This is a genomic window from Pseudomonas sp. CFBP 13719, assembly GCF_014842095.1.
GTDB lineage: Bacteria > Pseudomonadota > Gammaproteobacteria > Pseudomonadales > Pseudomonadaceae > Aquipseudomonas.
Window position 1 is genome coordinate 206,651 of sequence record NZ_JACYVB010000001.1, and the last position, 12,936, is coordinate 219,586.

Genomic DNA, 12,936 nt, shown 5'->3' on the forward strand with positions numbered 1-12,936 from the left:
AACGCTCTCTCTGGCAGTCACAGCAGAAGCGGTTACATTTTGTAGCCATTTCATGGGCGCAAGCCCGGCGAGGCCTGATGAGCTTTATCTTGTGGATGGCCGTTCTGGGCGTCCTGCTGTTGATGCTGGCGCTGACGGCGTCTTACCTGCGCTGGCTGCCGGTGACGACCTCTGCGGTGTGCCTGGCATTCGGCGTGGCCATCGGTCCCATGGGGCTTGGCCTGTTCACCACCGATTTCAAGGACACCGCCTCGTGGCTCGAGCGCCTGGCGGAGGCTGCCGTGCTGTTCTCGCTGTTCAGCACCGGGATCAAGTTACGACTTGGCCTGGGGCGCAGCGCGTGGCGAGCGGCCTATATGCTGTCGGGTCCGGTCATGCTGGTGTCGATTCTGGGCGTCTGCCTGGTGGCGCACTACGGCCTGGGCTTGTCCTGGGGCGTGAGTACCCTGCTTGGGGCCATGCTGGCGCCGACCGATCCGGTGCTGGCCTCCATGGTTCAGGTGAACAGCGCGCAGGACTTCGACCGCGTGCGCTTCGGGCTGTCGGGTGAAGCCGGGCTCAACGACGGTACGGCCTTTCCCTTCGTGATCCTGAGCCTGCTGATGCTGCACCATGGCAGTCTGGACAGCCACTGGCTGGGCCAGTGGGCCTTGGAAAACCTGCTGTGGGGCGTGCCGGTCGGGCTTTTGGTCGGTTACGGGATGGGCCGGGCCATCGGTCACCTGATGATCTACCTGCGCGTGCGCAATGCCGACAGCACCGACTCGCCCAACGATTTTCTGGCTCTGGCGCTGATCGCGCTGTCGTACTTCGGCGCAGCGTCCCTGGGCGCCTTCGGATTTCTCGCGGTGTTCGCGGCCGGCCTGGGGCTGCGTCAGGCGGAGGTGCGTACCTCGGGATCCGAGGTTCCCTCGGAGCATCTGGCCAAGCCGGTGGTGGGTCACCGGGATCTGGCGCCCGAAGAAGGTACCGTCACCCATCCCAAAGATCTTGAGGACGGGCAACTGGCCGCCGGGGTGATGATGGGCGACATTCTGGTGTTCGGCAATCTGGTGGAGCGGTCCATGGAAGTGCTGCTCATCACCATTCTGGGAGCGACCCTGTCTGCCTACTGGGACTGGCGTGCGGTCGGCCTGGCGGCGGCACTGTTCTGCGTGATCCGCCCGCTGAGCGTGTGGTTGCTGGTCAGTCGCCGCCTGCTCGATGGTCATCAGCGGGCGTTGCTGGGCTGGTTCGGCATCCGCGGGATCGGCTCGATCTACTACCTGTGCTACGCGCTGGCTCACGAACTGCCGGAGTCGGTCGAACAGGTGTGCATCAGCCTGACGTTGTCGGTGGTGGCCTTGAGCATTCTGGTGCATGGCATCAGCACCCAGCCGTTGCTGGAACATTACGAACGTCGGCGCAAGTCCGTTTAGCGGTGGTTGAGGTAGATCAGTGGCTGCGCGGTGCTGCCGGACGCGGCTCGCGCCGCTGCTACAGGGGCATGGGTTCGGATGCACCGGCTTGGTCAAAAAGGTATAGAATGCCCAGCATTTGAAGGATCGGTTACCGTCGTCCAGACGCGGTCGATCACGCACAACCCATACAGGCAGATCGGATATTGGAACAGCTAAAGCGCCTCGCGAGCGGGATTGAAGGGCTCGATTTGTTGCTCAAGGGTGGGCTGGTGGCCGGTGCGTCATACATCGTGCAGGGTCGTCCGGGTTCGGGCAAGACCATCCTGGCCAACCAATTGGGCTTCAATCACGTGAGCCAGGGCGGCCGGGTTCTGGTCGCCACGCTGCTCGCGGAATCCCACGAGCGGCTGTTCCAATATTTGTCCACTTTAAGTTTTTTCGATGCCTCCAGGATAGGCAACGAAATCCAGTTCGTCAGTGCGTTCGACACCCTGGAAAACGAGGGCCTGGACGAAGTGGTCAAACTGCTGCGCCGCGAGATCAGTCGACAGAAAGCGACGGTATTGATCGTCGACGGGGTACTCAACGCCCGCTCCAAGGCTGACTCGCAGATCGACACCAAGAAGTTCATCTCCGAACTGCAGGGTCACGCGGCGTTCGCCGGGTGCACGGTGCTGTTCCTGACCAGCTCGCGACTGGACGACGGCAGCCCCGAGCACACCATGGTCGATGGCGTGATCGAACTGGGCGAGGAGCTGTTCAACACCCGTTCGGTTCGCCGCATCCAACTGCGCAAGACCCGTGGCAGCGGCGCGCTGTCAGGGTTGCATGAATGCGAGATCACCGACGATGGGCTGGTGGTCTATCCACGCCTGGAAAGCCTCTACAGCCGCCCCTCCTGCCCCGACCCCACCGATCTCAGCCGCATACCCAGCGGCATTCCCGCGCTGGACAACCTGATTGGCGGTGGCCTGCCGCGCTCTTCGGTGACGCTGGTGATGGGGCCGTCGGGCATCGGCAAGACCAGCCTGGGGATCAACTTCCTCGCCGCGTCCACGCCTGAACAGCCGGGCATGCTGTTTGGCATGTACGAATCCGAGCGCCGTTTGCAGGTCAAGGCACGATCGCTGGGTCATGACTTCGAAGCGCTGCAAGCCAGCGGTGCTCTGCATGTGTGCTGGCAGCCCACCACAGAAGGGCTGCTCGACGGTCTGGGATTACGGCTGTTGCGCCACGTCGAGGTCCATGGCATCAAGCGCCTGCTCATCGACAGCCTGGGCGGCATGGCCCGCACGGCGACCAGCACGGTACGCCTGACCGAGTTCTTCAGTACCCTGATGAGCGAGCTGCGCGCCCGCGGCGTGACGGTATTCGCCACCTGGGAGGTTCGCGGCCTGTTCGGCCCTGAGATCACCTCGCCGGCGCCCGACCTCTCCAGCATTGTCGACAACATCCTGCTGACGCGATTCGTCGAACATGAGTCTGAACTAAAGCGCCTGCTGTCCATTCTTAAAGTGAGAGACAGCTACTACGATCCGTCGTTATTGGAGCTGGTCATTCATGGTCACGGAATCGACCTGAGAAAGGCGTTCACAAATGCAGAGGCAGTGTTATCAGGTAGTGCCTCCACGATTTCGAATCCGTGATGCTGCCGGGGTCGAACTGACATGGCCACTATCCTGATCGTCGACGATGAGTATCTCATCGCCGACATTCTTGGTTACGCGTTGGAAGACGAAGGCTATATGGCCGTCAAGGCCGGTAATGGCAAGCGTGCGCTGGAGATCCTCGATCGCGAGCGTCCGGCCTTGGTCATTACCGACTTCATGATGCCTGGCATGAACGGCCTCGAACTGGCGCAGAAGATCCGTAGTCACGCCTCGTTCGAGTCTGTGCCCATTCTTTTGATGAGTGGTGCCCAAGGCAACGTCGGTCGGGCAACGCCCGAACTTTTCAACGCCGTATACGACAAACCCTTCGACATCAACGAAGTGGTGGCACGCGTGCGCGAATTGGTCCCGCTGGATCCGGTCTAGGCGCAAAAGCCGCCGCTCGCGCGCTACAGCGTGAGAATTTCGTGGCCATCGGCAGTGACGGCCACCATGTGTTCCCATTGCGCGGACAACGACTGATCGCGAGTCACCACGGTCCAGCCATCCGCCAACTGGCGGGTTCCAGCCTTCCCGGCGTTGATCATCGGCTCGATAGTGAAAATCATGCCTTGCGTCAAGCGCATCCCCTCGCCCTTGCGGCCGTAGTGCAGCACTTGCGGATCGTCGTGGTAGATCTGTCCGATGCCATGCCCGCAGTACTCGCGTACAACGCTGAACCCCTCACGGTGCGCCACGCTCTGGATGGCGTGGCCGATGTCGCCCAAGGTCGCACCCGGCTTGACCACTTCGATACCGGCCAGCATTGCCTCGTAAGTGGTGTCCACCAGCCGCTTTGCCAGCGCGCTTGGCTCACCGACGTAGTACATACGGCTGGTGTCGCCGAACCAGCCGTCCTTGATGACGCCCACATCGATATTGACGATGTCGCCGTCGGCCAGCACCACATCGTTGCTGGGCACACCGTGGCAAACCACCTGGTTCACCGAAATGCACACCGTCTTGGTAAACCCGTGATAGCCAACGTTGGCCGGGATTACTTTCAATTCGTTGACGATGTAGGCATTGCACAGCTCGTCCAGGTGTTGTGTGGTCACGCCGGCCTGCACGTGCGGTGCAATCATGCGCAGTACGTCAGCGGCAAGCGCCCCGGAGCGGCGGGCCATGGCGACTTGCTCGGGGGTGCGGTTCAGATTCTTGCGGCTCACGGGTTTCTCCTGCGATTCGAGCCTCTATGCTAGCAGAGCGCCGCTGCCGTGCCTGCACAGCGCGCACTGACATCATTTAATTTCAAACGATACAAAACTTTTTGTAACCACTTGGTTCATAAGACTCACAGCCCAGCGCCATACCGGCAGATGGTCGCGAAAAGCGCACAGGCAGTGTTTTCGAATGCGGTTCGAAGACTTCAACATTCAAGCAGTTCGACATAATCATAATATCCGCTGGAGCCGCCGACCTCTGGGAGTGACCCCTTCCCAGGCCGGCATCGCAACACCGAACGCTGATACCTGCCCTGCTCCTTTCGTGCGCGATCCTGCGTGGCGCATCACGACGCATTGCCTGCGCGCAATGAAAGGAATGAGCCTTGTCCAGTTCCAACACCACAGCACCTGACACTCCACCTGCGGGCGAGGAAAACGACGCCACACGCACCTCTCCCGGCCAGATCGTCGTGCGCGTGGCGATCATCGCCACCATGGGCGCCCTGGCCTTCGGCTACGACACGGGGGTGATTTCCGGCGCCCTGCCCTTCATGACCCAGGGCCCGGACCAGGGTGGCCTGGGCCTCACTCCGTTCACCGAGGGCCTGGTGGCTTCCTCGCTGATTCTGGGCGCCGCCTTCGGCTCATTGTTCGCCGGGCATCTGGCCGACAAATACGGGCGCCTGACGGCGCTCAAGGGCCTGGCCATCCTGTTCATGATCGGCGCCCTGGGTTCCGCCCTCGCGCCGACGGTCGCGATCATGATCGCCACACGCTTCGTGCTGGGACTGGCAGTCGGTGGGGCATCGGCGATCGTGCCGATGTTCATTGCCGAGATCGCCGGGCCCAACAAGCGTGCCCGCCTGGTCAGCCAGAATGAGTTGATGATCGTTACCGGGCAGCTGGTGGCCTACGTCTCCAACGCCCTGCTCGCGCATTTCGCCCACACCCCCGATGTTTGGCGCTGGATGCTCGCCATCGCAGTGATCCCGGCTGCCCTGCTGTGGATCGGCATGCACTTCGTGCCCACCTCACCGCGCTGGCTGGCCAGCAAGGGGCGCATGGACGAGGCGCGCGAAGTGCTGGAAAGACTGCGATCGAGCAAGAAGCAGGTCGACAAGGAAATGAAGGAGATCATTGCCCAGAACGAAGAACAACGCGCCGATGTCAGCTGGTCCTCGATCTGGGCAGAGCCCTGGCTGCGTCGCCTGTTGCTGGTGGGCATGGGGCTGGGCTTCGTCGCTCAGCTTACCGGGGTGAACGCATTCATGTACTTCACTCCGGTCATCCTCAAGTCCACCGGGTTGGGTACCAACGCGGCACTCACTGCCACCATCGGCAACGGCGTGGCTTCGGTGATCGCCACGTTGATCGGCATCTGGCTGGTCGGCCGTCATGGCCGGCGGCCGATGCTGATGACTGGCCTGTGCTTCGTGATCCTCGCGCAGGTGCTGCTCTGCTGTGTGCTGACCATGCTGCCCGCTTCGCTGTTGCAGAGCTATCTGGCGCTGGCCTGTATCCTGATGTTCCTGCTGTTCATGCAGACCTTCATCGCCCCGGTCTACTGGCTGCTGATGTCCGAGCTGTTTCCTTCGCACCTGCGTGGCCTGATGACCGGCACGGCAGTGTGCTTCCAGTGGCTGTGCAATGCGTCGGTGGCGTTCATGTTCCCGATCGCACTGGCCGGCTTTGGGCCTTACACCTTCATGTTGTTCGCGGTGATCAACGTCATGTCGCTGATCTTCGTGATGACGTGCGTGCCGGAAACCCGAGGCAAGTCGCTGGAGCAGATCGAACGGCACATGGAGAAAGAGTTCACCCCGGACGAGGCCGCCAGCGCCTGAATCGCGAACGGGTCGAGATGTCCACTGCGGGACGTTGCAGGTAACATGGCTGAAGTTGTTTTCATATTCGCCATGTCGCCTGCAAGGACGAACGCCCTCCATGAGCCATCCCGACGACGTCATCGCCAGCCGCGTCCTGCAACTGCTGGAACAGCGCGCTCCCGGCGCTTCGATCTGCCCCTCCGAGGTGGCTCGCTCGCTGGAGGCGGATGAGCCACAGTGGCGCGCGCTGATGCCCGAGGTTCGCCGGGTGGCCAGGGCGCTGGCCGCGGCTCGAATCATCGACGTGACTCAAGGCGACGTGCGGCTCGACCCGGACAGCGAACCCGAAGGGCCGATCCGGTTGCGTCGCGGCGCGCATTTCAAGCACCCGTGAGGCAAAGCCGGACGCCGCTGTTTACGGGCGTACGGCTGATTGCCACACGCAGTTACTCCGACCGCCCTCTCCGATCTGGCCGAAACCGATGACTCGAACACCTGCGCAAGACCCTGACGTCACAGACGGCACCTGCACTGACCGGGCTGGCTTCTGGCTGATCGCCCTGGCCTTTCTGATCACCATGATCGGCACCACCCTGCCAACGCCGCTGTATGCCTTGTATCAACAGCATCTGGGTTTCGGTCCGACCTGGGTGACCTTGATCTTCGCCATCTACGCCGCCGGCGTGATCTTCGCCCTGCTGGCAGTCGGCAGTTGGTCCGACCAACTGGGCCGGCGACCGATGCTGCTGGCCGGCCTGGCCATGGGCGCGCTCAGTGCGCTGATCTTCCTTTGCACCGACTCCATCGGCGGACTGCTGGTCGGTCGGCTGATCTCGGGCTTCTCGGCCGGTATCATGACCGGTACTGGCACGGTGGCGGTGATCGAAGCGGCGCCCAAGCGCTGGCAAGGCAATGCAACCCTGGTCGCCACCGCAGCCAACATGCTCGGCCTGGGCCTGGGGCCATTGCTGGCCGGGGTGACTTCGCAATTCCTGCCCTGGCCCGTACACCTGGCGTTCATCGTCCACCTGCTGCTGCTGTTGGCAGCTACCGCAGCCATCCTGGCTGTCAGAGAGACCGCACAACGCCCGGCCAAGCCGCGGCTCGCTTTCCAGCGTCCGAGCCTGCCAGCGGCGGTGCGCGGGCCGTTCATTCCTGCGGCCATTGCCGGCCTCGCCGGTTTCAGCGTGACGGGACTGTTCACCTCGCTGGTGCCGTCGATCATGCGTCAGGTCATGGGTCACGACGGTGGGGTTGTGATCGGCGCCGTGATCTTCGTGCTGTTTGCCGGCTCGGTCGTCGGCCAGGCCTGGGTCCGGCGGATCCGCGACACTGCGCAAATGAGCATCGGTTGCAGCGTGCTGATCGTGGGCGTGGCCTGCCTGGGCATGAGTATCGCCAGCGCCCAGCTATGGCTATTGGTACTGGGCGGCGCCTTGAGCGGCATCGGCCAGGGCGTGACCTTCCGCGCCGGCATGGGCGCAGTGGCCAATGCCGCGCCTGCCGGCCAGAAAGCCGGCGTGACCTCGGCGCTATTCATCGTTTACTACCTGTCCATGTCGGTGCCGGTGATTGCGGTCGGCGTGAGCATTCCACAGTTCGGCCTGCATCATTCAGCCGAGTTTTTCAGCGTGCTGGTTGCCCTGGTTGCGGTGGTGGCCATGGTCAGCATGAACGTCGTGCGTGCCCGGGCGTCCAACGTCTGAGGCGACCGCCTGCAGGTCGCCAACAGGAGAATGACCATGACACCTGAAACAGAAGGCAAAGAAGAGAAAGGCCCCACCGGTGTGCCCTTCATCAACGATCCAGGCAGCGAGGATCCTGGCTCAGTGACCACCAAAGATGCCACCGTGCCGCTTCAAGAAGAAGATGACGAGGATGAAGAGTCCTATCAATAGGCCGAATCTGCCACAAGCCTGACTCTGAGGGTCGGTGCCGCCCAAGCGCCAATGCGCCCCGCTATGCTGGATGCTTCCTGCATTCCCTAGCGAGGCATTGGTACAGATGGAGCCCCTTACTCCCGCCGCGAACAGTTGGTTGACCCTTCCCGCCCACCGGCAGTGGCTGGCCCTGCAGGGGGAGCGATTGCTGGAGTTTGCCAAGGCCGCGCGGATCGAGAACGGTTTCGCCGACCTCGACCACCGCGGCCAACCGCTGCTGTCCAGCGGCGCACTGACCATTCAGACCGCGCGCATGACCCACAGCTTCGCCCTCGCCTGCCTGCAGGGACTCCCAGGCAGCGCGGCCATGGTCGACCACGGTATCCGTGCGCTGCAGGGCCCGCTGCGTGACGCACGTCACGGCGGCTGGCATGCCAGCGAGAAACCCGTGGCTGCAGAGCGCAAGCAAGCCTACCTGCATGCCTTCGTTGCCTTGGCGGCGAGCTCGGCGGTTGCCGCCGGACGGCCCGGCGCGACAGCGTTGCTGACGGATGCGGTCGATGTGCTGGAACGACGCTTCTGGTGCGAGGAGGAGCAGGCATTGCTGGAGTCCTTCGCCCAGGACTGGACCGACCGGGAAAGCTACCGCGGTGGCAACAGCAACATGCACGGCGTGGAAGCCTGCCTGGCGCTGGCCGACGTCTGCAACGAGGATAAATGGCTGGCTCGTGCACTGGCGATCAGTGAGCGGCTGATTCACCACCACGCGGCCGCTGCCAGTTACCTGCCGGTCGAACATTTCGACGCCTGCTGGCAACCCCTGGAGGACTATAACCACGAGCGCCGAGCGGACGAATTTCGCCCATACGGGCAAACTCCAGGGCACGCATTCGAGTGGGCCCGATTGCTGCTGCACCTGGAAGCCTCCCGGCACCGCATCGGCCTGGCTAACCCAGGCTGGCTGGCCGACGACGCCCAGCGCCTGTTCGCCGCAGCCTGCGACCTGGGCTGGGCCGTGGACGGCCAGCCGGGCATTGTCTACACCATCGACTGGCAGCACCGGCCAGTGGTCGCTCAACGCCTGCACTGGACGCTGGCCGAGGCGGTGGCTGCCGCCGCAGCGTTGTACCAGCGCACCGGGGATAGCCGTTACGAGCACTGGTATCGCGAGTTCTGGGACTACATCGACCTTTACCTGATCGACCGCGAGCACGGCAGCTGGCACCACGAACTCGACGCGCACAATCGACCGGCAGGGACCATCTGGCCGGGCAAGCCCGATCTCTACCATGCCTACCAGGCGACGTTATTGCCGACCTTGCCGCTGGCCCCGAGCCTGGCAACCGCGCTGGCCCGCCAGGCCGGCCTGGGCTGAACGAGCTGCCGTGCAATCCGCGGATTGGCGCGGGCGCGCCGATCCGACGGAATTTTTCTGGCGGGCCATACTCCGACGCACATCACGCCGCACATCACAAGGAAGAACCCCGGCCCCATGAACAACGCGAAACTGTTCGTCATCGACTACACCCTTCACGGCGATCCCAAGTCATTCGTCATCAGAGCTGAAAAAATGGACGCCAGCGAAGCCTGGCACTGGGCGAGCTGCGACGCCGGGGTGGGCCGCATCGGTCGATTCGGTCGTGAACACGTAGCCAAGACCAGCCAGCCCTCGGCAGAGAAATTCGGCATTCACGCAGTGAGCTGGCGTCCTGCCTGAGCGAAGTCGGCAGTTACTTGTCCATTCTGTTACTTAGCTAGCGAACGAATTCACTTTACCTGAGGTCGATCTGCAACATATCGTTACAAGATATGTTCCCGGTGCTGGATACCCGTGCCTGCTGGGCCAGGTATTCGAGTCCAGGGATCACCAACAAGATCAAGTAGAGTGAGCACGGCCATGACGTCTGAGGTGGGTAAAGGCAAGGCGATCTTTCGCGTTGTCAGCGGCAATTTCCTGGAAATGTTCGATTTCATGGTCTACGGCTTCTACGCCACGGCAATCGCCAAGACCTTCTTCCCGGCCGACAGCGCCTTCGCATCGCTGATGCTATCGCTGGCCACCTTCGGTGCCGGCTTTCTGATGCGCCCGCTCGGGGCGATCTTTCTCGGTGCCTACATCGATCGGCACGGGCGCCGCAAAGGGTTGATCGTGACCCTGGCGTTGATGGCCATGGGCACGGTGTTAATTGCCTGCGTACCGGGCTACGCGACCCTGGGCGTGGCGGCGCCGCTGCTGGTGCTGCTCGGCCGGCTGCTGCAGGGGTTTTCGGCAGGCGTCGAGCTTGGCGGCGTATCGGTGTACCTGGCCGAAATCGCCACACCGGGGCGCAAGGGCTTCTTCGTCAGTTGGCAGTCCGCCAGTCAGCAGGTCGCCGTGGTTTTCGCCGGCCTGCTGGGGGTATTGCTCAACCACTTCCTGGATGCACGACAGATGGGCGAATGGGGCTGGCGGGTGCCGTTCCTGGTGGGCTGCATGATCGTGCCGGTGATCTTTTTCATTCGCCGTTCGCTGGAAGAGACGCCCGAGTTCGAGGCCCGTACTCACCGGCCTACGCTCAAGCAGGTCGTGCATTCGGTGGCGCAGAATTTCCGTCTGGTGCTGGCGGGCATGGCGTTGGTGGTGATGACCACCGTGTCGTTCTACCTGATTACTGCCTACACGCCGACATTCGGCAAGAACGAGCTGCACCTGTCCGACATGGATGCGTTGCTGGTAACCATGGCGGTGGGCATTTCCAACTTCATCTGGTTGCCGATCATGGGCGCGCTGTCGGACCGCATCGGGCGCAAACCGTTGCTGCTGGCGGCCACGCTGCTGGCGATTCTGACGGCCTATCCGACCTTGTCATGGCTGGTGGCTGACCCCAGCTTCGCGCGTCTGCTGACGGTCGAGCTGTGGTTGTCGTTCCTGTATGGATCGTATAACGGTGCCATGGTCGTGGCGCTGACCGAGATCATGCCGCTGGACGTGCGCACCACCGGGTTTTCCCTGGCCTACAGCCTGGCCACGGCGACGTTTGGCGGGTTCACCCCGGTCGCGTGCACCTATCTGATTCATGCCCTGGACAACAAGGCGGCACCGGGCATCTGGCTCAGTGGCGCGGCGGTGTTGGGCCTGGTGGCGACTTTGGTGCTGTTTCGTGGCGACCGCCATGCGCAGCGTACTGCGTTGGCGGCGCAGGCCTGATACCCCGCAAAAAAAAACGCCCCGAACCAGTCGGGGCGTTTTCATTCAGCGGTCAGGCTCAGTGAGGGAAAGCTGGAGGGTTGACGCCCGCCATGTCTTCCATCACGCGCACTACCTGGCAGCTGTAGCCGAACTCGTTGTCGTACCAGACGTACAACACGACACGGTTGTCATTGCAGATGGTGGCTTCGGCATCGACCACACCGGCGTAGCGCGAGCCGACGAAGTCGGTCGATACCACTTCCTGCGAGTTGACGAAGTCGATCTGCCGGGAAAGGTCCGAATGCAGCGCCATGTAGCGCAGGTACTCGTTCATTTCTTCGCGAGTGCTGGCCTTCTCCAGGTTCAGGTTGAGGATGGCCATGGAGACGTTCGGCGTCGGTACGCGGATCGCGTTGCCGGTCAGCTTGCCGGCCAGTTCAGGCAAGGCTTTGGCAGCGGCAGTGGCAGCACCGGTTTCGGTGATGACCATGTTCAACGCCGCGGAACGGCCGCGACGGTCGCCCTTGTGGAAGTTGTCGATCAGGTTCTGGTCGTTGGTGTACGAGTGAACGGTTTCGACGTGGCCGTTGACGATGCCGAACTTGTCGTTGACCGCCTTGAGCACGGGCACGATGGCATTGGTGGTGCAGGACGCCGCCGAAACGATCTTGTCGTCAGCGGTGATCTGGCCGTGGTTGATGCCGTGCACGATGTTCTTCAGCTTGCCCTTGCCCGGTGCGGTCAGCACCACGCGGTCGATGCCGGGGCAGGCCAGGTGCTGGCCGAGGCCGTCGGCATCGCGCCACACGCCAGTGTTGTCGACCAGCAGGGCATTCTTGATGCCGTACTGGGTGTAGTCGACTTCGCTCGGGTTCTTGGCGTAGATGACCTGGATCAGGTTGCCGTTCACCGTCAGGGTGCTGTTGGCTTCGTCGACATGAATGATGCCGTCGAACGAACCGTGCACCGAGTCGCGACGCAGCAGGCTGGCGCGCTTGACCAGGTCGTTGTCGGCGCCCTTGCGCACGACGATGGCGCGCAGACGCAGACCATCGCCAGCCCCGGCCTTCTCGACCAGAATCCGCGCCAGCAGGCGGCCGATGCGGCCGAAACCGTACAGCACCACGTCGGTACCGGTACGCTCGCCTTCGTTCTGCTTGCCGACCACGTCTGCCAGTTCTTCACGCACGAACTGTTCGGCACTGCGCCCGTTGCCGCTTTCCTTGAACTTGACCGCGAGTTTGCCCAGATCGACGGAGGCGGCGCCCAGCTTGAGTTCGCTCATCGCCTTGATCAGCGGGAACGTCTCGTGCACCGACAGCTCCGAGGAATCGGACTGGCGGTGGCGAGCGAAGCGATGCGCCTTGAGCAGTTCGATCACCGAACGGTTGATCAGACTGCGGCCGTAGATGGAGGTGACTACGTTGTTATTGCGGTAGAGCTGGCCGATCAACGGAATCATCGCTTCGGCGAGTGCTTCACGATCGATCCATTCACCAAGACACTGGTCGGGCTTCTGAGTCACGGTAACCTTCCACATGTAGGGGCTGAGAAAACGGGCTACATTATGACTTCGCCGCGCGGCTGGAGCAATCCGCGCTTATCGGCGTCGTGAAGTTTGGCGAATGGGGCCGTCAAAAAAACCCATAGGTGCCAATGGTGTAGAACGTACCCGGCGGTTTTATGGCGAGAAACGTCGCGTGCCCCTCGCTGGCACTGTCCGCTGCCAGAAAAGGCAATGCCCATCATCCCAGAACCTACGCGATCCGCCCGCAAAGGCCGCCGCATGGGTACAACGCCATAACAGCACCTGACAGCCCACGGCCGCCCCGGTACAATCCCCGTT

12 protein-coding genes are annotated in these 12,936 nt (G+C 62.6%); 10 read left to right on the plus strand and 2 right to left on the minus strand.

Annotated features, from left to right (window positions below; all coding sequences use genetic code 11):
* Positions 1-77 precede the first annotated feature (77 nt).
* From IFT57_RS01095 to IFT57_RS01105, 3 genes are all read left to right on the plus strand, one after another.
* Complete coding sequence (locus IFT57_RS01095) at positions 78-1,418, plus strand: cation:proton antiporter (RefSeq protein ID WP_192150014.1); 1,341 nt, start codon at positions 78-80, stop codon at positions 1,416-1,418.
* 182 nt (positions 1,419-1,600) lie between these two features.
* On the plus strand, positions 1,601-3,046 hold the full coding sequence (locus IFT57_RS01100; RefSeq protein ID WP_192150828.1) for an ATPase domain-containing protein: 1,446 nt from the start codon (positions 1,601-1,603) through the stop codon (positions 3,044-3,046).
* Positions 3,047-3,067: 21 nt separating this feature from the next.
* A complete protein-coding gene (locus IFT57_RS01105) occupies positions 3,068-3,436 on the plus strand; it encodes a response regulator (RefSeq protein ID WP_122796837.1) in 369 nt (122 codons plus the stop codon).
* Positions 3,437-3,459: 23 nt separating this feature from the next.
* Here IFT57_RS01105 and map read toward each other — a convergent pair whose 3' ends face one another.
* Positions 3,460-4,218, minus strand: a complete 759-nt coding sequence (map, locus tag IFT57_RS01110) for a type I methionyl aminopeptidase (protein ID WP_342030323.1) — start codon at positions 4,216-4,218, stop codon at positions 3,460-3,462.
* 380 nt (positions 4,219-4,598) lie between these two features.
* Here map and IFT57_RS01115 point away from each other — a divergent pair, with 380 nt between their 5' ends.
* From IFT57_RS01115 to tcuC, 7 genes are all read left to right on the plus strand, one after another.
* The gene (locus tag IFT57_RS01115; RefSeq protein ID WP_192150016.1) at positions 4,599-6,059 is read left to right on the plus strand and encodes a sugar porter family MFS transporter; all 1,461 of its coding nucleotides are present in this window, start codon (positions 4,599-4,601) and stop codon (positions 6,057-6,059) included.
* Positions 6,060-6,159: 100 nt separating this feature from the next.
* Positions 6,160-6,435, plus strand: coding sequence for a DUF3253 domain-containing protein (locus tag IFT57_RS01120; protein ID WP_192150018.1), 276 nt, complete (start codon positions 6,160-6,162; stop codon positions 6,433-6,435).
* Positions 6,436-6,523: 88 nt separating this feature from the next.
* The gene (locus IFT57_RS01125) at positions 6,524-7,747 is read left to right on the plus strand and encodes an MFS transporter (RefSeq protein ID WP_192150020.1); all 1,224 of its coding nucleotides are present in this window, start codon (positions 6,524-6,526) and stop codon (positions 7,745-7,747) included.
* Positions 7,748-7,783: 36 nt separating this feature from the next.
* On the plus strand, positions 7,784-7,939 hold the full coding sequence (locus IFT57_RS01130; protein ID WP_192150022.1) for a hypothetical protein: 156 nt from the start codon (positions 7,784-7,786) through the stop codon (positions 7,937-7,939).
* Positions 7,940-8,045: 106 nt separating this feature from the next.
* Entirely contained in the window at positions 8,046-9,296 is a 1,251-nt protein-coding gene (locus IFT57_RS01135; protein ID WP_192150024.1) for a D-mannose isomerase, read from the plus strand.
* A 117-nt stretch (positions 9,297-9,413) separates the two neighbouring features.
* Positions 9,414-9,638 carry a DUF6555 family protein gene (locus IFT57_RS01140; RefSeq protein ID WP_192047426.1) on the plus strand — a complete coding sequence of 75 codons (225 nt, stop codon included), beginning with the start codon at positions 9,414-9,416 and terminating at the stop codon, positions 9,636-9,638.
* 180 nt (positions 9,639-9,818) lie between these two features.
* Complete coding sequence (gene tcuC, locus IFT57_RS01145) at positions 9,819-11,108, plus strand: MFS transporter (RefSeq protein ID WP_192150026.1); 1,290 nt, start codon at positions 9,819-9,821, stop codon at positions 11,106-11,108.
* Positions 11,109-11,166: 58 nt separating this feature from the next.
* Here tcuC and IFT57_RS01150 read toward each other — a convergent pair whose 3' ends face one another.
* On the minus strand, positions 11,167-12,630 hold the full coding sequence (locus IFT57_RS01150; protein WP_122712953.1) for a glyceraldehyde-3-phosphate dehydrogenase: 1,464 nt from the start codon (positions 12,628-12,630) through the stop codon (positions 11,167-11,169).
* Positions 12,631-12,936 lie beyond the last annotated feature (306 nt).